Origin of the sequence: Acinetobacter piscicola (assembly GCF_015218165.1) — a bacterium.
In the GTDB taxonomy this organism is placed as follows: Bacteria; Pseudomonadota; Gammaproteobacteria; order Pseudomonadales; family Moraxellaceae; genus Acinetobacter; species Acinetobacter piscicola_A.
The window spans coordinates 3,064,929-3,089,800 of sequence record NZ_CP048659.1; the positions used below are offsets into that span (position 1 = coordinate 3,064,929).

The following is a 24,872-nucleotide window of genomic DNA, read 5'->3' on the forward strand; positions in this document are numbered from 1 at the left end:
TGGGTGTTGTATAGTCAAGCCTCACGAGCAATTAGTATTGGTCAGCTTCATGCATCGCTGCACTTCCACATCCAACCTATCAACGTCGTAGTCTTCAACGGCTCTTTAGAGGACATAAAGTCCTAGGGAAATCTTATCTTGAGGTAGGCTTCCCGCTTAGATGCTTTCAGCGGTTATCCCTTCCGAACATAGCTACCCGGCGATGCGACTGGCGTCACAACCGGTACACCAGAGGTTCGTCCACTCTGGTCCTCTCGTACTAGGAGCAGATCCTCTCAAATTTCCAGCGCCCACGGTAGATAGGGACCGAACTGTCTCACGACGTTCTAAACCCAGCTCGCGTACCTCTTTAAATGGCGAACAGCCATACCCTTGGGACCTGCTTCAGCCCCAGGATGAGATGAGCCGACATCGAGGTGCCAAACACCGCCGTCGATATGAACTCTTGGGCGGTATCAGCCTGTTATCCCCAGAGTACCTTTTATCCGTTGAGCGATGGCCCTTCCATACAGAACCACCGGATCACTAAGACCTACTTTCGTACCTGCTCGACTTGTGGGTCTCGCAGTTAAGCGCGCTTTTGCCTTTATACTCTACGCGTGATTTCCGACCACGCTGAGCGCACCTTCGTACTCCTCCGTTACTCTTTAGGAGGAGACCGCCCCAGTCAAACTACCCACCAGACATGGTCCTCGTCCCGGATCACGGGACAGAGTTAGAACCTCAATATTACCAGGGTGGTATTTCAAGATTGGCTCCACCGAAACTAGCGTCTCGGTTTCAAAGCCTCCCACCTATCCTACACAAGTAAGATCAAAGTTCAATGTCAAGCTGCAGTAAAGGTTCACGGGGTCTTTCCGTCTAGCCGCGGGTACACCGCATCTTCACGGCGATTTCGATTTCACTGAGCCTCTGCTGGAGACAGCGCCCCCATCATTATGCCATTCGTGCAGGTCGGAACTTACCCGACAAGGAATTTCGCTACCTTAGGACCGTTATAGTTACGGCCGCCGTTTACTGGGGCTTCGATCAAGAGCTTCGCTTACGCTAACCCCATCAATTAACCTTCCAGCACCGGGCAGGCATCACACCCTATACGTCCACTTTCGTGTTTGCAGAGTGCTATGTTTTTAATAAACAGTTGCAGGGGCCTAGTTTCTGTGGCTGCTCTCAGCTCAGGAAGCAAGTTCCATCACCAAAAGCAGCGTACCTTCTCCCGAAGTTACGGTACCATTTTGCCTAGTTCCTTCAGCAGAGTTCTCTCAAGCGCTTTGGTCTACTCGACCTGACCACCTGTGTCGGTTTCGGGTACGATTCCTGTGTAACTGAAGCTTAGAGACTTTTCTTGGAAGTATGGTATCAGCCACTTTACTGTACAAGTACAGCTTGCTATCAGTTCTCAGCATAGAGTACCCCGGATTTGCCTAAGATACATGCCTACAACCTTTCACCTGGACAACCAACGCCAGGCTGACTTAACCTTCTCCGTCCTCTCATCGCATTACACAGAAGTATTGGAATATTAACCAATTTCCCATCGACTACGCCTCTCGGCCTCGCCTTAGGGGTCGACTCACCCAGCCCCGATTAACGTTGGACTGGAACCCTTGGTCTTTCAGCGAACGGGTTTTTCACCCGTTTTGTCGTTACTCACGTCAGCATTCGCACTTCTGATACCTCCAGCAGACTTCTCAATCCACCTTCATCGGCTTACAGAACGCTCCCCTACCACGTATACATAGTATACATCCGCAGCTTCGGTACTATATTTTAGCCCCGTTACATCTTCCGCGCAGGCCGACTCGACTAGTGAGCTATTACGCTTTCTTTAAAGGGTGGCTGCTTCTAAGCCAACCTCCTAGCTGTCTATGCCTTCCCACATCGTTTCCCACTTAATATAGATTTTGGGACCTTAGCTGGCGGTCTGGATTGTTTTCCTCTTGACTACGGACGTTAGCACCCGCAGTCTGTCTCCCGGATAGTACTCATTGGTATTCGGAGTTTGCATCGGTTTGGTAAGTCGGGATGACCCCCTAGCCGAAACAGTGCTCTACCCCCAATGGTATTCGTCCGAGGCGCTACCTAAATAGCTTTCGGGGAGAACCAGCTATCACCGAGTTTGATTAGCCTTTCACCCCTATCCACAAGTCATCCCCTGGCTTTTCAACGACAGTGGGTTCGGTCCTCCAGTTAGTGTTACCCAACCTTCAACCTGCTCATGGATAGATCACCCGGTTTCGGGTCTATACCCAGCAACTATACGCCCTATTAAGACTCGATTTCTCTACGGCTCCCCTATACGGTTAACCTTGCTACTGAATATAAGTCGCTGACCCATTATACAAAAGGTACGCAGTCACCGAACAAGTCGGCTCCCACTGCTTGTATGCATGCGGTTTCAGGATCTATTTCACTCCCCTCACAGGGGTTCTTTTCGCCTTTCCCTCACGGTACTGGTTCACTATCGGTCAGTCAGGAGTATTTAGCCTTGGAGGATGGTCCCCCCATATTCAGACAAGGTTTCACGTGCCTCGCCCTACTCGTCATCATTATATGTGCCCTTTCGTGTACGGGACTATCACCCTCTACGGTCGCACTTCCCAGAGCGTTCCGCTAAAACACATATAACTTAATGGGCTGATCCCCGTTCGCTCGCCGCTACTGAGGGAATCTCAATTGATTTCTTTTCCTAAGGGTACTGAGATGTTTCACTTCCCCTCGTTCGCCTCGTATGACTATGTATTCATCATACGATACCTACCTTATGGTAAGTGGGTTTCCCCATTCAGAAATCTCCGGATCACAGGATATTTGCCGCCTCCCCGAAGCTTATCGCAGGCTATTACGTCTTTCATCGCCTCTGACTGCCAAGGCATCCACCACATGCACTTAATTACTTGACTATACAACCCCAAACAGTCGTTCATCCCTACAAGTAGGATGAGCAACAGATCAACCAATTACTCAGTCAATCATACAGTTGGCGTCTTGTGCACTTAAGCACCGTACAGCTTCAATCTAAATTCATATACCAAAACGCTTGATTCAGTTTTATCGCTAGTTACTCATCAATCTCTCAAACTTAGAATTGCTTCTTCGTTTTTGATTTCAATGAGTATGAACAATTTATTTCAACTCAAATATATTCTGTTAATGATTCACTACGTCTTCGTCAGATCGCAGTCAACTGTGATAAATCACAGAGCTTAATAACAATGCAGCGTATTATACGCTTCTTTATCACTAAGCTCTATAAGCTATCATTTTATTTGCTTGTTTATTAGCTAGTTAACATTCCGTAAGAATGTGGTGGAGACTAGGAGAGTCGAACTCCTGACCTCCTGCGTGCAAAGCAGGCGCTCTACCAACTAAGCTAAGTCCCCAGCTTAAGATCTAAAATATCTAATTCCCTGTACTCAATATTTAATTTTTCAATTAAATAATGTGTTCGTCAGAATGGTGGGTCTGACAAGACTTGAACTTGTGACCCCACGCTTATCAAGCGTGTGCTCTAACCAACTGAGCTACAGACCCTCAGATACTTCAATGAAGAACAACTTGTTGTGGATTCTTACCGATCGTCAATCTTTCGTTAAGGAGGTGATCCAGCCGCAGGTTCCCCTACGGCTACCTTGTTACGACTTCACCCCAGTCGTCGGCCACACCGTGGTAAGCGTCCTCCTTGCGGTTAGACTACCTACTTCTGGTGCAACAAACTCCCATGGTGTGACGGGCGGTGTGTACAAGGCCCGGGAACGTATTCACCGCGGCATTCTGATCCGCGATTACTAGCGATTCCGACTTCATGGAGTCGAGTTGCAGACTCCAATCCGGACTACGATCGGCTTTTTGAGATTAGCATCCTATCGCTAGGTAGCAACCCTTTGTACCGACCATTGTAGCACGTGTGTAGCCCTGGTCGTAAGGGCCATGATGACTTGACGTCGTCCCCGCCTTCCTCCAGTTTGTCACTGGCAGTATCCTTAAAGTTCCCACCCGAAGTGCTGGCAAATAAGGAAAAGGGTTGCGCTCGTTGCGGGACTTAACCCAACATCTCACGACACGAGCTGACGACAGCCATGCAGCACCTGTATGTAAGTTCCCGAAGGCACCAATCCATCTCTGGAAAGTTCTTACTATGTCAAGACCAGGTAAGGTTCTTCGCGTTGCATCGAATTAAACCACATGCTCCACCGCTTGTGCGGGCCCCCGTCAATTCATTTGAGTTTTAGTCTTGCGACCGTACTCCCCAGGCGGTCTACTTATCGCGTTAGCTGCGCCACTAAAGCCTCAAAGGCCCCAACGGCTAGTAGACATCGTTTACGGCATGGACTACCAGGGTATCTAATCCTGTTTGCTCCCCATGCTTTCGTACCTCAGCGTCAGTATTAGGCCAGATGGCTGCCTTCGCCATCGGTATTCCTCCAGATCTCTACGCATTTCACCGCTACACCTGGAATTCTACCATCCTCTCCCATACTCTAGCTCCCCAGTATCGAATGCAATTCCTAAGTTAAGCTCAGGGATTTCACATCCGACTTAAAAAGCCGCCTACGTACGCTTTACGCCCAGTAAATCCGATTAACGCTCGCACCCTCTGTATTACCGCGGCTGCTGGCACAGAGTTAGCCGGTGCTTATTCTGCGAGTAACGTCCACTATCTTTAGGTATTAACCAAAGTAGCCTCCTCCTCGCTTAAAGTGCTTTACAACCATAAGGCCTTCTTCACACACGCGGCATGGCTGGATCAGGGTTCCCCCCATTGTCCAATATTCCCCACTGCTGCCTCCCGTAGGAGTCTGGGCCGTGTCTCAGTCCCAGTGTGGCGGATCATCCTCTCAGACCCGCTACAGATCGTCGCCTTGGTAGGCCTTTACCCCACCAACTAGCTAATCCGACTTAGGCTCATCTATTAGCGCAAGGTCAAATGATCCCCTGCTTTCCCCCGTAGGGCGTATGCGGTATTAGCGTCCCTTTCGAAACGTTGTCCCCCACTAATAGGCAGATTCCTAAGTATTACTCACCCGTCCGCCGCTAGGTCCAGTAGCAAGCTACCTTTCCCCGCTCGACTTGCATGTGTTAAGCCTGCCGCCAGCGTTCAATCTGAGCCATGATCAAACTCTTCAGTTTAAAATCATTAGTACCTATAAGGGTACAAATCTTGGCTCATCAATTTTCTGACTTTAATTTCTCAAATAAACTTCGAGTAATTTCTACCATCAATCAATGAAAATAATTTCGATCAATCAACCAGTAAAAATCCACACAAGTTGTTCTTCATATTCTCTTAATGATCTTCTTAATGCTTCGTCAGCATCAAGCTAGGTCGGCTATATTACTCTCTATCTCTAGAAAGTCAACATGTAATGAAAATTATTTTTAATCCTTCCTTCTAAAACCCAACTTAATCAATTCAACCAAGTCATTGTTTTATCAGAAGTTTTAATCTTCATCACCGCCGATGGATGTGCATTCTACAGTATTTCAGATACGACGCAACCCCTTTTTTGATTTATTTTTTAAAAAGCTTATCGCTTGCTTATTTATTCTACAATTTTAGATGTTTTTATTATTTTTATGTACATATAAAATACTATTTAAATTTTAATATCTATGATCACTAACAATCCATCTTCTAAATTTTTTCTATTTACATAGTTTTTTTTGAACTATATCTCCTTTTTCATTAGAATAAAAATATTATTATTCCACTTTCATTATGATTATGCAGTTAAGTAAATTTAGACTGTTTCTAGCTATAGGGGTTTTACTGAGTTTCAGTAATTTTTCTTTAGCAAACTCTACGCATAATTTTTATATGATGACGCTTTCTATTTTAAGTTATGCAAAGTGGGATAATCAGTCACCTACTTTATGCGTGGTAGATAATAATAATGCTGCCAAACAATTCAGTTTATCTATTAAAGCTCAAAATTCACCGTTTAGTGTAAAAAGTATTTCACATGACGCGCTTAAAAATATTGAATGTGATGCGGTATTTTTTTCTAATCTATCCGCTTCAACAGAGCAAAAATTAATTAATAGCTCACTGAAACCAAATATGCTGTCTTTTAGTACAAGTAATAATGATTGTGAAATCGGAAGTTCTTTTTGCTTACAAAATACAAAAAATGGCAATACCATTTTTAAAGTAAATTTAGACAGCCTAGCACGCGCTAAAGTGCATGTTGATCCTCGTGTTTTACTCTTAGCTAAGAATTCGGAGTAATACAGATGATTCATAAATTTTATCAATCGACTTCTTTACAAACCTTATTCCGTAAATCCCAATTCACAATTTTTGCGATTACTTTTTTAATTTGTACATTTACCTTTGCCACAATTTCAGTTTTTACCGTTGAGTCTTATGCGGAACAAAATTTACAGTTAATCAGTCGTACCGTTTCTGAACGTATTCAACCTGCCTTAGTTTTTCAAGATAAATTAGCTTTATCACAAATTTTGCATGAATACACACAACAACATTCCGTACGCTTGATTGAAGTCTACGATACACAAAATCAAAAAATATATGAAAGTATTAAAGATATAGATCATTATTCTGCATTACAAAATTTGTTTGATCATCTCTTTTTGCGTAATCCAATCGATGTAGCTGTACTACATAATGGAAATTATGTTGGGAAAATTATTTTATATGGCAGTTCAAATGAAATCATGATGTTTATCATCAAAATTTTTATTGGCTTAGGTGTTGGGATGTTATTCATGATCCTTGCTTTATGGTGGTCAGTAAATCTGACTTATCGCCATATTATGCAATCCATTACACCTATGGTGCAAATCGCACAATTAGTCAGCACACAAAGCGCCTATAATTTACGTTTTCCAAAAAATGATATTCAAGAGTTTAACCATGTAAATAGTGTATTTAACCAACTACTTGAAGAAATTCAATCATGGCATACACATTTACAAAATGAAAATCAACAACTGTCCTATCAGGTTCAGCATGACCATTTAACAGGTCTACCAAATCGTAATTACTTCTATCAAGTTCTTGTTAATTTATTTAAAAATAATCAAGAAAAACAAAAAATTGCATTGCTTTTTATTGATGCTAATAATTTCAAAGTCGTTAATGACCAATATGGTCATCAGGCAGGTGATGCTGTTTTAAAAGAAATGGCGACTCGCTTAAAGCAAAATATTCGACAGGATGACTTTGTCGCCCGCTTAAGCGGCGATGAGTTTGCCATTATCTTAAGCTCCATCCAACGCGTAGATCATTTAATTTCAATTGCTGAAAATTTAATTAAAAGCTGCGAAAAACCTTTGGTGTATAAAAATCAAAGTATAACTTTTAATTTCAGCTTAGGAATAGCTTTATCTAATCAAGCCATTTCCCCTGAAGATTTAATTTCTCAGGCAGATCAGGCCATGTATAAAGCAAAATCATTAACTCATCATTGGTTCATTTATCATAATTAACTTTATCAGGGTATATCGTATGTCTGTAACGCACCTAAAACTTCCAATTCTTGCTTTATTATGTTTAGCACTTACAGGTTGTCTAAATTTAGGCGGCTTAAAATACAATCAAGTCCGCGCATTAAAAAAAGAAGGCTTTGTATTAACAGACGAAGGCTGGAGTTTAGGACTTCCTGAAAGATTATTATTTGATTTTGATCAATTTGAAATCAAAACTCAAAACCGCGACTCTATTCTACATCTTTCAAAACAGTTGCAGAAATACAACCTAACCAAAGTTAAAATTGTGGGACATACCGATGATGTTGGCTCTGCTAACTACAATACAGCACTGTCTCAAAAACGCGCCCAAAGCGTAGCAAATATTTTTATTTCGCAGCATTTCAATCCCAATAATATTCAGATTATCGGTAAAGGTGCAGAGCAACCGATTAAAGCCAATGACAGCGAAGAGCACCGTGCAGAAAACCGCCGCGTATCCATCATTATTATTCCATAACTTTATTTTAACTATTCAAGGTCTTTAATAGACCTTTTTTTATATTCAAAGATTGGAGTATCAAATTTCAGGCATAAAAAAACCGCCTAATCAGCGGATAATTTACATTTAAGTTTTCAACTTAGATAAACTTAAATTGGTCGGAGCAGTAGGATTCGAACCTACGACCCCCTGGTCCCAAACCAGGTGCACTACCAGGCTGTGCTATGCTCCGAATTGGGGTGAATGAAGGGGCTCGAACCCTCGACAACCGGAATCACAATCCGGGGCTCTACCAACTGAGCTACATCCACCATCACAACAAACTTTAGATTCTACAATATCAAGCAACAATGGTGCGCCTGACAGGATTCGAACCTGTGACCATCCGCTTAGAAGGCGGATGCTCTATCCAACTGAGCTACAGGCGCATGACTGATAATTTTCACTATCAATAAACCTTTGCCTTGAAGAATTGGTCGGAGCAGTAGGATTCGAACCTACGACCCCCTGGTCCCAAACCAGGTGCACTACCAGGCTGTGCTATGCTCCGATTCATCTCAGCTTTTTGTATCGAACATGTCGTTCGGTACGGTGTGCATTCTAGGCGTGACGCCCTTGAACGTCAACACCTATATTCAAAAAAAACTAAAAAAAATCATCAAGTGTATATTTATCAAGCATTTCTATTATTTTTTATACAATTTTAACGCTTTAAACTCGCACTGAAGTTCAACATACGATCAAGTGGAAGTTTGGCACGCTCTGCCAATTGTGCATCCACAAAGATTTCTTGATCGCCTTTTTGCAAAACTTCCAAAATACCATCCAAGTCATTCATTGCCATCCACGGACAATGTGCACATGAGCGACACGTTGCCCCCTCTCCTGCAGTTGGTGCTTCAATCAAGGTTTTGTTTGGCACAGCTTGTTGCATTTTATAGAAAATGCCACGATCTGTTGCCACAATCAATGTGTCATGCGGTAGTGTTTGAGCTGCTTTAATAAGTTGAGATGTACTTCCAACTGCATCTGCCACTTCAATGACCGATTCGGGTGATTCAGGATGTACCAGTACAGCTGCATTTGGATACAATGCTTTCATGTTGGCAATGCCACGTGCACGGAATTCTTCATGCACGATACATGAACCATCCCACAGCAACATATCTGCACCTGTTTTCTTTTGAATATAGCGTCCTAAATGTTGGTCAGGTGCCCAAATAATTTTTTCACCCAAACTATCTAAGTGTTCAATAATTTGCACTGCACAGCTTGATGTAACGACCCAATCAGCACGGGCTTTTACAGCAGCTGAAGTATTGGCATAGACCACAACGGTATAATCAGGATGTGCATCACAAAACGCTGTAAACTCATCCACAGGACAACCCAAATCAAGTGAGCAAGTCGCCTCAAGTGTAGGCATTAAGACTTTTTTCTCAGGGGATAGAATCTTAGATGTCTCCCCCATAAATTTGACCCCTGCAACCACCAACGTTGATGCAGCATGATCACGTCCAAAACGCGCCATTTCCAATGAATCAGAAACACAACCTCCAGTCAGCTCTGCTAACTCTTGTACTTCAGGATCACAGTAATAATGCGCGACTAAAACCGCATCACGCTTGTCTAATTCCGCTTTAATTTGGGCAAATTTTTGCTGTTTTAGCTCAGGACTTAAAGTTTTGTCCTTTGGCTCTCCTAATCGATCCAAATGTGCTGTGACAATTGATTTTGCTTCATTGGCAATTAAATTGGTCGCATCATTCATAAAAGGTATTCTCTATCCATATGCTTGTCACTCAACAAGCGTTTCAAGTAATTCACTGATCAATTTGGCATTGGCTAATTTGACCAGTTATTAAAAAAACATCCACTTATAAAAAAACCTCACAACGGAGGCTTTTTTATATTTTTAAATCTTAAGAGCGATAATCTGCATTAATTTTGACATAGTCATACGACAGATCACAGGTATAAACTGTATCTTTAGCCTGTCCACGCCCTAAATCGACACGAATGGTAATTTCAGTCTGTGCCATAACTCGTGCACCTTCTGCTTCAGTGTAATCTACAGCTGCACCACCATCTTTACAGATTTGCACGTCATCCAACCAGACTTGAATTTTTTCCACATCTAAATCTTTCACACCCGCATAGCCAATCGCAGCAAGGATACGCCCCCAGTTTGGATCTGATGCAAAAAATGCAGTTTTTACTAAAGGTGAATGTGCAATGCTATATGCAATATCGCAGCACTCTTGCGTATTATGCCCACCCTCAACTGCAACAGTCATGAATTTAGTTGCACCCTCTCCATCGCGTACAATGAGTTGTGCCAAACGTTTCATCACACGTATTAAAACATCCACAACAACGCTATAACGAGCATCATCTATCGACTGGATTTCTGCACCACCAGCAAGTCCTGTAGCTGCAAAAATACATGAATCATTGGTCGACGTATCGCCATCGACAGTAATACGATTAAATGATTGATCTACAGCAGTTTTTAACATCTGCTGTGTTAATTCACGTGAAATAGGTGCATCGGTTGCCACAAAGCCTAACATCGTCGCCATATTGGGACGAATCATACCCGCACCTTTTGAAATCCCAGTCATGGTATATGCCACACCATCTAACTCAAATTGCTCAGATGCCCCTTTAGGTGTCGTGTCAGTGGTCATAATACCTGTTGCAGCATCCACCCAAGCATTTTCATTCAGCGAATCTAATGCAGGCTGTAAACCTTGTGTTAAACGTTCAATCGGCAGTTGTTCACCGATTACACCTGTAGAAAAAGGTAAAACTTCATATTCTTCGATCTGTGCCAATTCAGCAAGTTTCAAACATGTCAGTTGTGCATTTTGCATACCAAGCTTACCCGTACCTGCATTGGCATTGCCTGTATTAATCACTAAATAACGGGGATTAGCTTGTGCTAAATGTGCTTTAGACACATGTACAGGTGCAGCACAAAATGCATTTTGGGTAAATACACCCGCAACATTTGTACCTTCAGAAAATTCAAAAATAACTAAATCACGTCGATTAGGATAACGTACATACGCTTCTGCCGAGCCAATTTTTACACCTTGTACCACATGCATGTGTGGCATAGTTACGTCACCAACCGCCATTTTTAAATATCCGGAATGAAATTAAGAAAACAACAGCTTATTAGAAAATGCATAAAAAATCGAGCCTATTCCCAAGTGAATTGTTTTTTATTATCAATCGAGCGATTTTGAGTTATTTTTATGGTTAATATTTAAAAAATCAAAGTGAAACAATATGATAAATACGGCATATACGATATAAAAAGTCAGCATTCAACCTGAGCACTGACTTTGAAAATGATACAACGTTGAAATTATTGCTGAGCGGCTGCTTGCGGTTGAGCCTGTACTTGAGCAACAGTTTGTTCTGTTGGTAAAAGTGCTTGTTTTACTTTTTCTTGACTTGATACCGATAATGCTGGATTTGAAGCAACCACACGATTAATGGTTGCAGGCGTCACTGCTGCAATTGCTGCTGTTTTTAAAATGATTGGACGACCACCTGTATTTCCCAAAGTATAACGAATGCCTGTGCGTGGGCTAATCACTGTTGTTGAATCATTTTTTACTTCGGCTTGTGCAGTCACAGTCCCTGCTGCTGCTTGCAAGTTTGCAACAGTGGTCGTTTGTGGTTGGGTGTCGGCAAAAGTAAGCACTGGCATTGCTAAAGCTGCGACAAATAATGCTTTGAATTGTATTTTCATTATCGTTCCTAAATCTTTAAAAATGGGTTGAGCAAGTAAATAACATTTAATTGTGAATGGTGCAATCAATATTCACCGCATGTAATAACTTGTAAAAAAGCAGAACATTTGTTCTGCTTTTTTACACTTGATTCAAACTCAGTAAAAAATTAAATTTTACCGTGACATTGTTTGTATTTTAAACCTGAACCACATGGGCATGGCGCATTACGGCTTTCAGGCGGTGTAAATGTTGTTTCTGTTTTATTCAGATTTAGCTCATCTTCTGTTTGGACATTTGTATTAACTACGCCAGTCAAACCATCTACATCATCGTGTGCAAAGTTTAAACGCATCGCTTCTGCTTGCGCCTGTTGCTGTGCTTCCATCTCTGCTAACTCTTCCGCAGTTGGAATATGGACACGAGAAAGATCTGTTACGACATCCGATTTAATCACACCAAGCATATTTACAAATAAGTTGAATGCTTCTTTTTTATATTCTTGCTCAGGATTTTTCTGTGCATAACCACGTAAATGAATCCCTTGACGTAAGTAATCCATTGCAGCCAAATGGTCTTTCCAGTGACGATCTAATGAACCCAATAGGAAATGACGCTCTAAAGTTGCAGCAGACTCAGCACCCATATTTTCACGGCGTTGGCGATAGCGTTCAATCACTTCATCACTGATACGTTCAACCAAAGCTTCTTCATCTAAACGACGATCTTCTTCAAGCCATTGTGAAACAGGAAGCTCGATACCGAAATCCATACGCAAGGCATTTTCTAGACCTTCAATATCCCATTGGTCGTGAATTGACTCTGGTGGAATATACGTTTCGATTAAACCTTTCATCACTTCTTGATGCATCTCTTCAATATAATCTTGAAGTGTTGCTTCTTCTAAAATTTCATCACGTTGTGAATAAATGATTTTACGTTGTTCATTGTTGACGTCATCGTATTTTAATAAGTTCTTACGAATGTCAAAGTTACGTGCTTCAACTTTACGTTGCGCATTTTCAATCGAGCGTGACACCATTTTATGTTCAATAGCTTCATTTTCTTGCAAGCCCATTGCACGCATCATCGCAATCACACGATCACCTGCGAAAATACGCATTAGGTCATCTTCAAGTGATAAGAAGAAGCGTGATACACCAGGGTCACCTTGACGACCTGAACGACCGCGTAATTGGTTGTCAATACGGCGTGATTCATGACGCTCTGAACCGATGATATGTAAACCACCTGAACTTAACACCATTTCATTATTCTTTTCCCATTCTGCGCGTAGGCGAGCTTCATCTTCAGCAGTTGGATTTTCAATTTTAGCCAATAATGCTTTCCAGTTACCGCCTAGCAAAATATCTGTACCACGACCCGCCATGTTGGTGGCAATAGTCACAGCATTCGGTGCACCTGCTTGGGCAATAATATCTGCTTCACGCTCATGTTGTTTTGCGTTTAAAACTTCATGGTGAATGCCTGCTTCTTTAAGCTTGTCCGATAAAATTTCAGACGCTTCAATGGTTGCTGTACCAATCAGAATCGGCGCAACACCTGCAGCATGGATTTTCTGAATTTCTTCAATAATCGCGTTGTATTTACCCGCACGATTTAAATAAATTAAATCATTCAGGTCTTTACGTACCATTGGACGATGTGTTGGAATTAATACGACATCTAAACCGTAAATCTCTTTCATTTCCGCAGCTTCAGTGTCTGCTGTCCCGGTCATGCCTGAAAGTTTTTTATATAAACGGAAATAGTTTTGGAATGTCGTTGTCGCCAATGTTTGGTTTTCAGGTTGAATTTCTAGGCCTTCTTTCGCTTCAACCGCTTGATGCAAACCTTCTGACCAACGACGACCTGGCATGGTACGACCTGTATTTTCATCGACGATGATCACTTCGCCATCATTAACAATATACTGCACGTTACGTTGATATAAAAAATGTGCACGAATTGCTGCTGAAACGTGATGAACAAGGTTCAAATTACCTGCTGAATATAAGCTTTCACCTTCAGCCAACAAGCCCATTTGAATGAGTTCTTGTTCTACTGTTTCATAACCGACTTCAGTCATTTCAACAGAACGTTGTTTTTCATCAATCCAGAAATGACCACCATCAGCCACTTTTTCTTCTTTCTGTGGGGTTAGTTTTGGTGGAATAGTATTGATCAACTGATAAAGCTGAGATGAATCTTCACTTTGACCCGAAATAATCAACGGTGTACGTGCTTCATCAATCAAGATCGAATCGACCTCATCGATGATGGCATAGGCCAATCCACGCTGTTTTTTCTCAGCCATGGAGAAAACCATGTTGTCACGTAAGTAATCAAAACCAAATTCGTTATTGGTGCCGTAAGTGATGTCTGCAAGATAGGCTTCGGCTTTTTCCATAGGCGCTTGCATAGAATAAATCACGCCGACCGTTAAACCCAAGAACTCATAAAGTGGACGATTTAACTCAGCATCACGTTGTGCCAAGTAATCGTTCACGGTAATCACATGAACGCCTTGTTCACTGATCGCGTTGAGATACACAGCCAAAGTGCCCATGAGGGTTTTACCTTCACCTGTACGCATTTCTGCAATTTTACCTTCATGCAGGGTAATACCGCCGATCAGCTGCACATCATAATGACGCATGCCCATCACACGCTTACCTGCTTCACGACACACAGCAAATGCTTCTGGCATCAACTGATCTAAGCTTTCACCTTTTTTATATCTTTGTTTGAATTCTTCAGTTTTGGCAGATAAGTCAGCATCACTTAAAGCAGATATGGTCGGCTCAAGCGCATTGATCTTATCGACAATTTTACGCATGCGTTTCAGTTCACGCTCGTTTTTAGTACCGAAGATTCCTCCGATCAGGCTTGCCAACATATAGACTCTCTAAAACTTGCTTATCAAAATAAATTTTTCTCAGACGTTATTATGGTGTTAGAAATTTGAAGTACAAGGTTTTTACACAAAACCAATTAAAAAAATCTGTACACCGACTTTCGCGTGTATGAGTTTAGGCGGTCTAATGTAGCAAATTTGCACGATGGACAGATAGACTCTGTTGATAGAATTTCATCTTTTTTTATATAAGTTCACAGTGTTTTATGAAAAATTATCATAAAGAAATATAAAAACACTATTTTTAATTATAAGAAATTTAAGCCATAGTGATTTTGACGAGCAAAGACCGATTTTAACTATTCTAAATTTTGAGGTAAATCCAATGACGATTCGCTTAGGTGATATTGCACCTGATTTTGAGCAAGACTCAAGTGAAGGTAAGATTCATTTTTATGATTTTTTAGGCAATGATTGGGGCATTTTATTTTCCCACCCTGCCGACTATACGCCCGTCTGTACCACTGAACTCGGCTACACAGCAAAACTTAAAGATGAATTCAGCAAACGTGGTGTAAAAGCAATTGCCCTGTCTGTCGATGATGTAACATCACATCAGGGTTGGATTCAAGACATTAATGAAACCCAAAATACGACAGTAAATTTCCCGATTATTGCAGACAAAGATCGAAAAGTTTCAACACTTTATGATTTTATTCATCCCAATGCGAGTGAGACGCTGACTGTACGTTCTTTAGTGATCATTGATCCAAATAAAAAAGTGCGCTTAATCATCACTTACCCTGCATCTACAGGGCGTAATTTTAATGAAATTTTACGCGTGATCGATTCACTACAACTTACAGATAATTATAAAGTGGCAACACCTGCCAATTGGCAAGAAGGTGAAGATGTCGTGATCGTGCCCTCGATTAAAGATGAAGCTGAGTTAAAAGAACGCTTCCCAAAAGGTTATACGGCGGTTAAACCCTATCTGCGTTTAACACCACAGCCGAATAAAAACTAATGTTTAATACATCAATACATCAAATAAAAAAGTGCGATTTTTTCCATCAACTCCGATCTTACGATAGGAGTTTTTTTATTTTAACCTTCCCATAAACATGCTTCAGAAAAACTGTTATTCGATGCGTACTTAACACACATTTACTACAACGCATGAAAGCGTGTGTTTTGCATAGATTCACGATGTGCGACGTGTTCAAGCCATACAGCTAATGGTGGATGCTGATGTTTCCAATCACTTTTCAGGAAAATGAAAATCAATATATTCAAGCAAACATGCAACCGCAATCTCCCCTATTCCAAAAAGCTCAGTAAAATTATCCAACTGCTGTTCTAACCGCGATAATGTGCTGTATTAGCTTGCAGTAAAGCGTTGCATCATTTTTTGTGCTTGTAATTGCTCAGTTTTCTGTAATGTTGCATATAACCAACCGACGAATGCGATTGCTCCATCTGCTAATGCTTGCAGACGTAAACTTTTAAAATATGCCACATGCTCTGTGGGATAAACCAAGCTTTTTATCTTTTAGCGTACTCAAATATTCACAAATCAATGCTGAGTCAAACAAAACCTCTTTATGGTTCAGCACCAAAGTCGGGACTTTGGACAAGGGATTGATTGGTCTTAAATTCGGGTCAGTCCAAGGATCCACGGCTAACAAATCGAATTGGTCTTGAATTTTTAATTCATTAATCAGAACTCGAACTTTACGAGCGAAAGGTGATGTAGGGGAATAGTATAATTGCATCTGCCTGCTCCTTATGATTGTTCTTTTATGTACAGTATGTGACATAAAAATATGAAATTAAAAATTTATTTTGCTTATTTTGTAAGCATTGGTTCTGACTTAAAAATAAGATATAAATGATTTAGAAAAATTTAAAACTCGCGATGATGATCTATAACATTCACCATTTACACTGTGGCAGTCTGTGTCCTTTATGTGCACCCTTGTTTGGGCAAAAAGGTTTAAAAGCCAATTTAGTCTGTCATTGCCTGTTGATTGAAACCGATCGTGGTTTGGTGTTAGTCGATACAGGGTTAGGGTTACAAGACTATTTACATCCTCAACAACGCTTAGGCAAGCTGATCTATACAATGAGTGCACTCATAACTGATCCGACTTTGTCAGCTTTTCACCAAATTCAAAAATTGGGTTTTCAGCCGAGTGATGTTCGGCATATTTTGCTGAGTCATTTAGACTTTGACCATGCAGGTGGAATAAGTGACTTCCCTAATGCAACAGTACATATTCTGTCGAATGAATTGAATGCCACACAATCTTTGTCAGGTAAAAATAAATTGCGCTATCGCCCACAACAATTCAAACATCATGCTTATTGGCATTTTTTAGAACATGAAGCAGGTGAGCCTTGGTTTAATTTTAATCGCGTGCAAGGTTTTAATATATTTAAAGATGAAATCTTGATGATTCCCCTGCTTGGGCATACAGCAGGACATTGTGGTATTGCTATTCGTCAGAAAGATCGATGGCTACTGTTCTGTGGTGATGCTTATTATTCACACTTGCAGCTTAATCCACAGTATAACGCTTTTGGGTTAAATTTAATGGAACGTCTCTTTGCATTGAATAATCAACAACGCCTACATAGCTTAAAAGCCATTCAAACATTGGCACAGAATGAACCGCACATTGAACTCGTGTGTGCACATGACCCTTTTGAATTACAGCGTTATTCTATTTTATGAAATTACATTTTTTAGCTATTTTACTCACCTCTAGCATGATGACAGGGTGTATCACCTCATCAGCACTGCCACAACAACAACGTCCACAACAGTGGGGAGATTTAATCCAAAAGTCTTCTAATTTTTATCAAATGAGTGACTCTATATTTCGCAGTGAACAACCCAATGCTCAACTGATCCCTCTGCTTAAAGAGCATCAAATTGATGTGGTCATTAATTTACGCAGTCGTGATCAAGACCGTACAACGTTGGCAGGAAAAAATTTAAAACTGATCCATATTCCAATTCATACATGGGCATTGGATAAATACGATTTACTCAAAGTGATGCAAAACATTCAAATAGCGCAACAGCAAAATCAGAAAGTATTGATTCATTGTTATCATGGTTCTGACCGTACAGGTGCAAGTATTGCGATGTACCGCATTATTTTTGAAAATTGGTCAACTGAAGCTGCCTTAAACGAAATGAAGCATGGTGGTTATGGCTTTCACCCGATTTGGGTCAATATCGACAAACAGTTTAGCCCTGAAAATATAAAATGGATCCGTGATCAACTCACGAATCCATCGATGTAAACAACATAAGGTTTAATGTATGGGGTTTGTTAAAGCACTATCCCCCTTCACTCATTTTACTTAACGGCGATCTAGAGGAACCCAATCAATCACCCACGCAGATTTCATTCCTAAGCTTGCATCTGAATTGATCTTCTTACGTGTACTATCCGCAGTTTCACGGTCTTTAGCAGGCCCAACCATAATGCGGATCCCTTTTGATGTTGGGCTCTTGGTTACTTTATAACCTTTGGCACGTAATTTTGCAGCAACCGCATCAGCATTCGCTTCATTTGCCGCCAACGCCACTTGTACCATCCATTGCTTATCGCCATTTTCTAATAAGTTACGGGCTTTATCAGCTTCTGCCTTTTTCTTGGCTTCCTCAGCTTTACGTTTTTTCTCATCAGCAGCTTTTTTCTCATCTGCTTTGCGCTGCTCTTCTAGCTTACGTTTTTTTTCTTCAGCAGCCTTTTTCTCATCCGCTTTGCGCTGCTCTTCTAGACGTTGTTTTTTCTCCTCAGCAGCTTTCTTTTGTGCTTCAGTGGCTTTTTTATCAGCTTCTGCGGTAGCTTGACGCTTCTGCTCAGCTCGCTTTTTTTCTGCTTCTGCTTTTTGTTGTTGTAATTTTTTATCTGCTTCTGCTTTTTGTTGTGCTTTAGTTTTATCGTCTACATTCAACTCAGGTGGGATATTGTCTGAACTTTCTTGTGCAGATTTACGGCGTAAATTAGCAGCAGCATATTCTTCCGCTGCTTTACGTGCAGCATCCGCTTCAGCTTGTTGTTGCATACGTAAAAATTCAGCTGCTTTTGCTTCTTGCTCAGCGACTGCTTTTTCACGTGAACGGCGCTGTTCTTCAAGCAAACGTTTTTCAGTTGCCACATCAACCGTGAGTGGCTGTAATTGTACAGTCTCCTCAGCGGGTGCAGGTTTACCGTTTTGTTGGACATGAGCAGCAGGAGGCGGTGGCGTCTGATCTTGATAAATTTCATCTTTACCTTTTAGAAGCAATGCCGCTAATAAAACACCACCACCTAATAAAACAACACCACCCATCCAGCGTTGCTTGTTATTCATTGACATTCTTCTAAATACTCCCAGACCGCTTCTAAGGTATGGAATGAACCACATACCAAAATCAGTTGATTATTTTTTGTTTCTTCAAGCGCTGATAAAAAGGCAGCTTGTACATTTTCAAACTGTTCAACTGTTTCATCCTGCAAAGCCGATCTTAATTGATCCATCGATGCCGCACGAGGCACAGTCAATGGCGCAATTTTCCACTTTAATACAGTGTTTTTCAATAACTTGACGACGGTTTCTATATCTTTATCAGTCAACATTGAAAAAACAGTGACAACTTCTGTGTACTGTTTATTGTATTCCATGAATTTTCGCAATTGCTTTAACAAAAATTCAACACCGTGCGGATTATGTCCTGCATCAAAAATGACAGTTTTATCTTGGGTTTTATGATGAATCGTTTCAACTTCAAAACGACCTTGTAAACGTGCCTGCAAAATACCTTGTGCAATCGCGTGTTGTGTCACGGTTAAATCACTGAGTAAAATCGCGGCAACGGCTGTAGAAATATTTTCCAATGCAAGCTGACCAAGCGGCAGTTTTAGCGTTAAACCTGATGTGGCAAAGTTCCACGTTTGACCATCTGCTGCATAATCATAGAAATAATCTTGATTCACAACATGTAATTTTGCCTGACACTGTTGTGCTTTTGTTTTAATGGCAAGTGGGAGCTGCTGTAAACCACCAAAAACCACAGGAATATTTGGACGAATAATTCCTGCTTTTTCAAAAGCAATCTTTTCAATGGTATCACCGAGCCAATCGGTATGGTCAAGCCCAATATTGGTAATAACCGCAACATCAGGGTCGATGACATTCACCACATCTAAACGACCACCAAGTCCAACTTCAAGCACCCAAACATCACAATTCATTTGCTTAAAAATGACAAAAGCAGCCAAAGTGGTTGCTTCAAAAAAAGATAAACTGAGATCACACTGACGACGTGCTGCATCAACTAAGACAAATGCATCAATCAAGGTCTGATCAGAAACTTCTTGTCCTGCTAATTTGACGCGCTCATTAAAACGATAAATATGTGGGGATTGGTACAGTCCAACATTAAAACCTTGTGCATTCAGAATCGCAGCCAAGGTCGTAGTGGTTGAACCTTTACCATTGGTTCCTGCAACCGTAAAAACTTTGGCATTGGGCTTGGTTACACCCAATGCTTCTGCGACAGGAATGACCCGTTCTAAGCCTAAATCAATCCCTGTAACGTGAACATGGCTCCAATAATTGAGCCATGTTTGTAAACTATCAGTATTTAATGGAGCAATGTTGTTCAAGGCAAGTTCATCAGTTTCGCTACGATGCGATATACAGTATCACGTAATGCATGACGATGAACAATTTGATCGACCACACCATGATCAAGCAAGAATTCTGCACGTTGGAATGGTTCTTCCAATTTTTCACGTACAGTTTGTTCAATGACACGCTTACCTGCGAAACCAATCATCGCTTTCGGTTCTGCAATATGCACATCACCTAACATAGCCAATGATGCGGTAACACCGCCATATACTGGATGGGTTAATACCACAATATACGGAAGATGTGCATCTTTCATTTTTTGGATCGCAGCAGAAGTACGTGCCATTTGCATCAAAGACAACATGCCTTCTTGCATACGCGCACCACCAGAAGCTGCAAAACAGATCAATGGTTGTTTGGCAGCAATCGCTTTTTCAGCAGCCTGCACAAAACGATCACCGACCACGGTACCCATTGAACCACCCATGAAGTCAAATTCAAAGGCACATGCCACTAGAGGAATATTTTTTAGCTGACCTTGCATCACCACAAGTGCTTCTGACTCACCTGTTTTATCCTGCGCTTCTTTCATACGGTCGGGATAAGCTTTACTGTCAACAAAATGTAATGGATCTTTGGCAACAAATTCTTGACCAAGTTCCGCAGTCACATTGTCAAAAAACCAATTTAAGCGATCACGTGCCTTCATTTTTAAATGTTCATCACACGATGGACATACGTAGGCGTTAAACGACATCGCTGTACGAGTCACTAAAGCATGACACTCAGGGCACTCAATCGTTGGTTCAGTAAATGTTGCTTTGAGTGTTTGTTGTTGATCAGGCAAATGGATGCCTGGAATCGAACGTTCAGTCCACGGCGTCACTGGGCTGAGAATTTTCCCTGATTTCACTTCTTGATTCATACTAACTCATCGAGCGCTGCTCGAAGCTCCTTGACTTTATTCACTGCTTGTTCAGCAGCTTGTTCGGGTGCTAAGTTTGCAAATGGTTTGACAAATGCACTTCCCACAATGACCGCATCGGCAACCTGTCCAACCGCTTTAGCAGAAGCTGCATCACTGATCCCAAAACCCACACCAACAGGAATATCTGTCACGGTTTTGATTTTTTGAATACGTGTTGCAACTTCTGTGGTATCGAGTGTCGCTGCACCAGTCACCCCTTTTAATGACACATAATAAATAAAGCCACTCGCTTGTTTTACTACACGTTGAATACGTTCATCTGTTGACGTAGGTGCAAGCAAGAAAATTTGATCCATACTGTATTTTTGTAATACGGCATCAAAATCTGCTGCTTCTTCTGGTGGTAAATCCACTAAAAGTACACCATCCACACCACAGTCATTCGCATAAGCCACAAATTTTTCATACCCGATGACTTCAACAGGATTTAAATACCCCATTAAAACCACAGGTGTTGTTGTGTCTTTTTGACGAAATTCTTTGACCATATTCAAAGCATCAAGGGTATTTGTTCCTGCCGCTAAAGCACGCTCTGCGGCAAGTGCAATCACTGGTCCATCTGCCATTGGGTCGGAAAATGGTAATCCGAGTTCAACAACATCTACGCCCGCTTCAACCATTTGATGTAACAAGGGTACTGTTACATGTGGTTGAGGATCACCCGCCATAACATAAGAAACCAATGCTTTACGCTGTTGTGATTTAAGCTGTGCAAATCGGGTGGCTAGACGTGACATAGAGTTGTACATTCCTTGAATTGTTAAACTTGAGGAGTTGATTTTGTATAAATACAAGACTTTGCATTGTAACGCTATTTTTTACTCATTGAATAGAGTAACTCAGTAGCACAATGTTATCTCATCTTAATACAAAATAACGAACAACCTATGGCATACATTTAGCGCTATTTATGTTTTTTGAACAATGATCAAAGCTACCTATTTTTCGCTTTTTTAAAATTCGCAATTAAATATAAAAATTTAAAATAAATCATTTAAATAGCATCATAAACAGTATAAAACGGTATACATTTTAATTTTTAAGAAATTGCAAAAGCTGTTTATACTATAGCGGCTAATGTTTTTTATTTTTTGAATATGACCACTCCCACACACAGTAAAGTGCAAGCTCGTGGGCTTGCGCTACTGCCACTTATTGTATTTTTAGCCATATTTTTAGGCAGTGGTATTTACCACTCAATCATTGGCACTGCGTTCGCTTTTTATCAAATGAAAGCCCCTGTCGCCGCACTTCCTGCGATTATTTTAGCAATTTTAATTTATCGTGGAAAAATCAACACAGCGATTGATGCGTTTTTAAAAGGAGCAAGCCACCCTAATCTGATTTTGATGTTTATGGTATTTATGCTCGCTGGTGCATTTGCCAGTGTTTCGAGTGCCATTGGCAGTGTCGATGCCACCGTACAATTTGGTTTATCGATCATCTCACCTGAGTTTGTCTTACCGATGCTATTTGTCATTTCAGCATTTATTGCCACAGCAATGGGAACCTCAATGGGCACTATTGCTGCCTGTGCTCCCATTGCTTTTGGTTTTTCACAAGCAACGGACATTCAGCCTATTTATGCCATTGGTGCTGTGGTGAGTGGTGCTATGTTTGGCGATAACTTGTCCATGATTTCAGACACTACCATTGCAGCAACACGGAGTTTGAATGTTGAATTGCGAGATAAGTTTCGGGTCAATGTATGGATTGCACTGCCTGCGGCAATCCTCACCATTCTGATTTATATTTTAAATACTCAACCATCGCAGCATATTGAATATAAAGAATATGACATTTGGTTAATGCTCCCGTATTTAGCTGTCTTCTCTTTGGCATTTACCCGTTTACATGTGCTTGCCGTTCTCACCATCGGCATCGTGTTGTCGGGTATCATCGGTTTAGTTGCACAACCAAATTTTGAAATTTTAAAATTTAATAATGCCATTTATGACGGCTTTGTGGGTATGTTTGAAGTTGCATTATTGTCCATGTTCTTAGGTGGCTTATCTGCCATCATGCAAAAAGAAGGTGGTTTGCAATGGTTGATTCAACGTATTTATGCCATAACACGTTGTTTTAAAGTGGGTAAACAACGTGCAGGTGAAATTGGCATCAGTTTTTTGGTGATCTTTTCCAATTTATTTGTCGCAAATAATACTGTTGCGATTATTTTGTCAGGCGATATGGCACGTGAAGTTGCCCACGAATATGGGGTTGATCCTAAACGTGCCGCAGCATTAATGGACATTTTTTCCTGTGTGATACAAGGCATTATTCCTTACGGTGCACAGCTTTTGTTGGCATGTTCTATTGCAAAACTGTCACCTATTGAGTTAATTGGCTCAATTTATTATTGTTGGATTTTGGCGATATTTGCAATTATCGCGATTATTTTTAGAATTCCAAAGTTAAAAACAGCTTAACTGAGAAAAGTACAGCAAATTAAAAACCTCTTTGTAAACTACGAAGAGGTTTTTTTTAACTTCATTCATCTACCTACCATGGACTTTTTTAAATAATTCATCAAAAATCAATTGGCTGACTTCCGCCAAATGCTGTTCATGCCAAGTATTCATATTTTTCCTTATACTCATTTGGGTTTTTATTCTTTCAATTGTTGTTTCTTTTGTAATAAAGTCTGCCCACTAAAGGCTTTATATGCTCTCGCCAAAGCAGATTGGTCAGAATACCCCAAACGCATGGCGATTTCTGTCAGATTGACATTATCCAAAAGTAATTGCTCACAACGTTTCATACGTTCAACTTCTAAAATCTTCTTAAAAGAACAATCCAAATTACTTAATTGACGTTGTAAAGTACGCACTGAAATATTCAAATGTATTGCAAGATCTTCAATTTTAGGTGCATGTTCATGCTGCCTTAAATCGTCAGCAATCCATTGATGACAATATTGCACAATATTGTCGAAACGAGCTTTAGAGGCTATCGCTTCCTCTGCTTGCCGAACCAACAACTGTGTCAAAGAAGGGTCTGCATCTTCAATTTTTAGATTTAAAGCATTCAAACTCAGTACAAAACTGTATTCAGGTTGATTAAAATTCACCTCGCAAGCATAAAACTTTTGATAATGATAAATCGCCATTTGAGGTGCATGAGCAAAATTGACACATAACAAGGGGAATAACTCTAGCGGCATCATTTTGCGTGCTAAATGTACCATTAAGGCATTGGTCAACTCATTAATAAAACAATATTTTTCATGTAAAAAAGGCCAAAACAAATGAATATTTTGCCCTGTTTGCAACATTTGCATCGGTTTAATTTCATCACCATCAATCACCAAACGACTAAAACGCAAAATGTACTGCAAAGCTTCAGCAATACTATTGCTACGTGTCGCCATATAACCTAATACGCCAAAATGTTCCGCTCGCACATGCTGTGCCATTTCAAAGGCTAAATGTGGACAATCCAGTTCTTTTTTTGTTTTTTCAATAATTTGCATAAAGAAGCCATAAGAACTTTGAGCATCTATCGCTTGGTTCAAGACTTGTTTTAATTTAAGTTGTTCTTCAGGCAAAAATGGCAGGCTTAGAATCTCTAAACCTTGTACATTCAAATAAGTTTGCCAAAGGTGATAATAACCATTGGGTATTTTTAATTCTTGCATGGCATTGCTCACTTTTTTATCATGCAGTCTGACATGATGGATTTTTACTTTGTCGTAAAATGTATAAAAATTGG

18 protein-coding genes, 6 tRNA genes and 2 rRNA genes are annotated in these 24,872 nt (G+C 40.7%); 7 read left to right on the forward strand and 19 right to left on the reverse strand.

Annotation, left to right across the window (positions count from 1 at the left end):
- Window positions 1–10 precede the first annotated feature (10 nt).
- From G0028_RS15120 to G0028_RS15135, 4 genes are all read right to left on the reverse strand, one after another.
- A 23S ribosomal RNA gene (locus G0028_RS15120) occupies window positions 11–2,903 on the reverse strand.
- A 404-nt stretch (window positions 2,904–3,307) separates the two neighbouring features.
- Window positions 3,308–3,383: transfer RNA gene (locus tag G0028_RS15125), tRNA-Ala, on the reverse strand.
- 74 nt (window positions 3,384–3,457) lie between these two features.
- Window positions 3,458–3,534 (reverse strand) — tRNA-Ile (locus tag G0028_RS15130).
- Between the two features lie 59 nt (window positions 3,535–3,593).
- A 16S ribosomal RNA gene (locus tag G0028_RS15135) occupies window positions 3,594–5,130 on the reverse strand.
- The 16S and 23S rRNA genes sit together here with 2 tRNA genes alongside, the layout of an rRNA operon.
- A gap of 595 nt (window positions 5,131–5,725) precedes the next feature.
- Here G0028_RS15135 and G0028_RS15140 point away from each other — a divergent pair.
- From G0028_RS15140 to G0028_RS15150, 3 genes are read left to right on the forward strand one after another with little or no spacing between them, the layout of a single operon-like run.
- On the forward strand, window positions 5,726–6,229 hold the full coding sequence (locus tag G0028_RS15140) for a YfiR family protein (RefSeq protein ID WP_227554739.1): 504 nt from the start codon (window positions 5,726–5,728) through the stop codon (window positions 6,227–6,229).
- Window positions 6,230–6,234: 5 nt separating this feature from the next.
- A complete protein-coding gene (locus G0028_RS15145; RefSeq protein ID WP_130075040.1) occupies window positions 6,235–7,452 on the forward strand; it encodes a sensor domain-containing diguanylate cyclase in 1,218 nt (405 codons plus the stop codon).
- Between the two features lie 19 nt (window positions 7,453–7,471).
- Entirely contained in the window at window positions 7,472–7,951 is a 480-nt protein-coding gene (locus G0028_RS15150) for an OmpA family protein (protein ID WP_130075039.1), read from the forward strand.
- Between the two features lie 137 nt (window positions 7,952–8,088).
- Here the strand turns inward: G0028_RS15150 and G0028_RS15155 are convergent.
- The 8 genes from G0028_RS15155 to secA form a co-directional block, all read right to left on the reverse strand.
- Window positions 8,089–8,165: transfer RNA gene (locus G0028_RS15155), tRNA-Pro, on the reverse strand.
- Window positions 8,166–8,168: 3 nt separating this feature from the next.
- Window positions 8,169–8,244: transfer RNA gene (locus G0028_RS15160), tRNA-His, on the reverse strand.
- Between the two features lie 40 nt (window positions 8,245–8,284).
- A tRNA-Arg gene (locus G0028_RS15165) sits at window positions 8,285–8,361 on the reverse strand.
- 45 nt (window positions 8,362–8,406) lie between these two features.
- A tRNA-Pro gene (locus tag G0028_RS15170) sits at window positions 8,407–8,483 on the reverse strand.
- Window positions 8,484–8,636: 153 nt separating this feature from the next.
- Complete coding sequence (gene nadA, locus G0028_RS15175; protein ID WP_180045648.1) at window positions 8,637–9,704, reverse strand: quinolinate synthase NadA; 1,068 nt, start codon at window positions 9,702–9,704, stop codon at window positions 8,637–8,639.
- 151 nt (window positions 9,705–9,855) lie between these two features.
- Window positions 9,856–11,076: a bifunctional glutamate N-acetyltransferase/amino-acid acetyltransferase ArgJ gene (argJ, locus tag G0028_RS15180; protein ID WP_174493651.1), complete on the reverse strand. Its 1,221-nt coding sequence runs from the start codon at window positions 11,074–11,076 to the stop codon at window positions 9,856–9,858.
- A gap of 233 nt (window positions 11,077–11,309) precedes the next feature.
- Window positions 11,310–11,699 (reverse strand): hypothetical protein, encoded by a 390-nt coding sequence (locus G0028_RS15185; protein WP_130075036.1) that lies wholly within the window; start codon window positions 11,697–11,699, stop codon window positions 11,310–11,312.
- 149 nt (window positions 11,700–11,848) lie between these two features.
- Window positions 11,849–14,578 carry a preprotein translocase subunit SecA gene (gene secA / locus G0028_RS15190; RefSeq protein WP_130075035.1) on the reverse strand — a complete coding sequence of 910 codons (2,730 nt, stop codon included), beginning with the start codon at window positions 14,576–14,578 and terminating at the stop codon, window positions 11,849–11,851.
- A 343-nt stretch (window positions 14,579–14,921) separates the two neighbouring features.
- Between secA and G0028_RS15195 the strand changes: the two genes are divergently transcribed.
- Window positions 14,922–15,563, forward strand: coding sequence for a peroxiredoxin (locus G0028_RS15195; RefSeq protein WP_130075034.1), 642 nt, complete (start codon window positions 14,922–14,924; stop codon window positions 15,561–15,563).
- A gap of 354 nt (window positions 15,564–15,917) precedes the next feature.
- On the opposite strand, the gene G0028_RS15200 is transcribed toward G0028_RS15195, so the two are convergent.
- The gene (locus G0028_RS15200; RefSeq protein WP_180045647.1) at window positions 15,918–16,055 is read right to left on the reverse strand and encodes a hypothetical protein; all 138 of its coding nucleotides are present in this window, start codon (window positions 16,053–16,055) and stop codon (window positions 15,918–15,920) included.
- Window positions 16,042–16,311 carry a glutathione S-transferase N-terminal domain-containing protein gene (locus G0028_RS15205; protein ID WP_180045646.1) on the reverse strand — a complete coding sequence of 90 codons (270 nt, stop codon included), beginning with the start codon at window positions 16,309–16,311 and terminating at the stop codon, window positions 16,042–16,044. The genes G0028_RS15200 and G0028_RS15205 overlap by 14 nt, the downstream gene beginning before the upstream one ends.
- Before the next feature lie 146 nt (window positions 16,312–16,457).
- On the opposite strand from G0028_RS15205, the gene G0028_RS15210 reads away from it, so the two are divergent.
- Entirely contained in the window at window positions 16,458–17,273 is an 816-nt protein-coding gene (locus G0028_RS15210; RefSeq protein ID WP_180045650.1) for an MBL fold metallo-hydrolase, read from the forward strand.
- Window positions 17,270–17,851 (forward strand): dual specificity protein phosphatase family protein, encoded by a 582-nt coding sequence (locus G0028_RS15215; RefSeq protein WP_180045645.1) that lies wholly within the window; start codon window positions 17,270–17,272, stop codon window positions 17,849–17,851. The genes G0028_RS15210 and G0028_RS15215 overlap by 4 nt, the downstream gene beginning before the upstream one ends.
- A gap of 60 nt (window positions 17,852–17,911) precedes the next feature.
- Here the strand turns inward: G0028_RS15215 and G0028_RS15220 are convergent, their stop codons facing one another.
- From G0028_RS15220 to trpA, 4 genes are read right to left on the reverse strand one after another with little or no spacing between them, the layout of a single operon-like run.
- Entirely contained in the window at window positions 17,912–18,916 is a 1,005-nt protein-coding gene (locus G0028_RS15220) for an SPOR domain-containing protein (RefSeq protein ID WP_180045644.1), read from the reverse strand.
- Window positions 18,907–20,205, reverse strand: a complete 1,299-nt coding sequence (folC, locus tag G0028_RS15225; protein WP_130075029.1) for a bifunctional tetrahydrofolate synthase/dihydrofolate synthase — start codon at window positions 20,203–20,205, stop codon at window positions 18,907–18,909. The genes G0028_RS15220 and folC overlap by 10 nt, the downstream gene beginning before the upstream one ends.
- Window positions 20,202–21,098 (reverse strand): acetyl-CoA carboxylase, carboxyltransferase subunit beta, encoded by an 897-nt coding sequence (gene accD / locus G0028_RS15230; protein WP_130075028.1) that lies wholly within the window; start codon window positions 21,096–21,098, stop codon window positions 20,202–20,204. The genes folC and accD overlap by 4 nt, the downstream gene beginning before the upstream one ends.
- A complete protein-coding gene (gene trpA, locus G0028_RS15235) occupies window positions 21,095–21,898 on the reverse strand; it encodes a tryptophan synthase subunit alpha (protein ID WP_174493658.1) in 804 nt (267 codons plus the stop codon). The genes accD and trpA overlap by 4 nt, the downstream gene beginning before the upstream one ends.
- Window positions 21,899–22,258: 360 nt before the next feature.
- On the opposite strand from trpA, the gene G0028_RS15240 reads away from it, so the two are divergent.
- Entirely contained in the window at window positions 22,259–23,590 is a 1,332-nt protein-coding gene (locus G0028_RS15240) for a Na+/H+ antiporter NhaC family protein (protein WP_180045643.1), read from the forward strand.
- Between the two features lie 179 nt (window positions 23,591–23,769).
- On the opposite strand, the gene G0028_RS15245 is transcribed toward G0028_RS15240, so the two are convergent.
- Window positions 23,770–24,798 (reverse strand): AraC family transcriptional regulator, encoded by a 1,029-nt coding sequence (locus G0028_RS15245; RefSeq protein WP_180045642.1) that lies wholly within the window; start codon window positions 24,796–24,798, stop codon window positions 23,770–23,772.
- Window positions 24,799–24,872 lie beyond the last annotated feature (74 nt).

Excerpts from the sequence above, each read along its gene's own strand:
- G0028_RS15245 (WP_180045642.1), bottom strand. The coding sequence starts at position 24,798 with ATGCAAGAATTAAAAATACCCAATGGTTATTATCACCTTTGGCAAACT.
- accD (WP_130075028.1), bottom strand. The coding sequence starts at position 21,098 with ATGAATCAAGAAGTGAAATCAGGGAAAATTCTCAGCCCAGTGACGCCG.
- G0028_RS15220 (WP_180045644.1), bottom strand. The coding sequence starts at position 18,916 with ATGTCAATGAATAACAAGCAACGCTGGATGGGTGGTGTTGTTTTATTA.
- G0028_RS15150 (WP_130075039.1), top strand. The coding sequence starts at position 7,472 with ATGTCTGTAACGCACCTAAAACTTCCAATTCTTGCTTTATTATGTTTA.
- G0028_RS15215 (WP_180045645.1), top strand. The coding sequence starts at position 17,270 with ATGAAATTACATTTTTTAGCTATTTTACTCACCTCTAGCATGATGACA.
- G0028_RS15140 (WP_227554739.1), top strand. The coding sequence starts at position 5,726 with ATGCAGTTAAGTAAATTTAGACTGTTTCTAGCTATAGGGGTTTTACTG.
- G0028_RS15185 (WP_130075036.1), bottom strand. The coding sequence starts at position 11,699 with ATGAAAATACAATTCAAAGCATTATTTGTCGCAGCTTTAGCAATGCCA.
- trpA (WP_174493658.1), bottom strand. The coding sequence starts at position 21,898 with ATGTCACGTCTAGCCACCCGATTTGCACAGCTTAAATCACAACAGCGT.
- G0028_RS15240 (WP_180045643.1), top strand. The coding sequence starts at position 22,259 with ATGACCACTCCCACACACAGTAAAGTGCAAGCTCGTGGGCTTGCGCTA.
- G0028_RS15145 (WP_130075040.1), top strand. The coding sequence starts at position 6,235 with ATGATTCATAAATTTTATCAATCGACTTCTTTACAAACCTTATTCCGT.
- G0028_RS15195 (WP_130075034.1), top strand. The coding sequence starts at position 14,922 with ATGACGATTCGCTTAGGTGATATTGCACCTGATTTTGAGCAAGACTCA.
- secA (WP_130075035.1), bottom strand. The coding sequence starts at position 14,578 with ATGTTGGCAAGCCTGATCGGAGGAATCTTCGGTACTAAAAACGAGCGT.
- argJ (WP_174493651.1), bottom strand. The coding sequence starts at position 11,076 with ATGGCGGTTGGTGACGTAACTATGCCACACATGCATGTGGTACAAGGT.
- G0028_RS15210 (WP_180045650.1), top strand. The coding sequence starts at position 16,458 with ATGATCTATAACATTCACCATTTACACTGTGGCAGTCTGTGTCCTTTA.
- nadA (WP_180045648.1), bottom strand. The coding sequence starts at position 9,704 with ATGAATGATGCGACCAATTTAATTGCCAATGAAGCAAAATCAATTGTC.
- G0028_RS15205 (WP_180045646.1), bottom strand. The coding sequence starts at position 16,311 with ATGCAATTATACTATTCCCCTACATCACCTTTCGCTCGTAAAGTTCGA.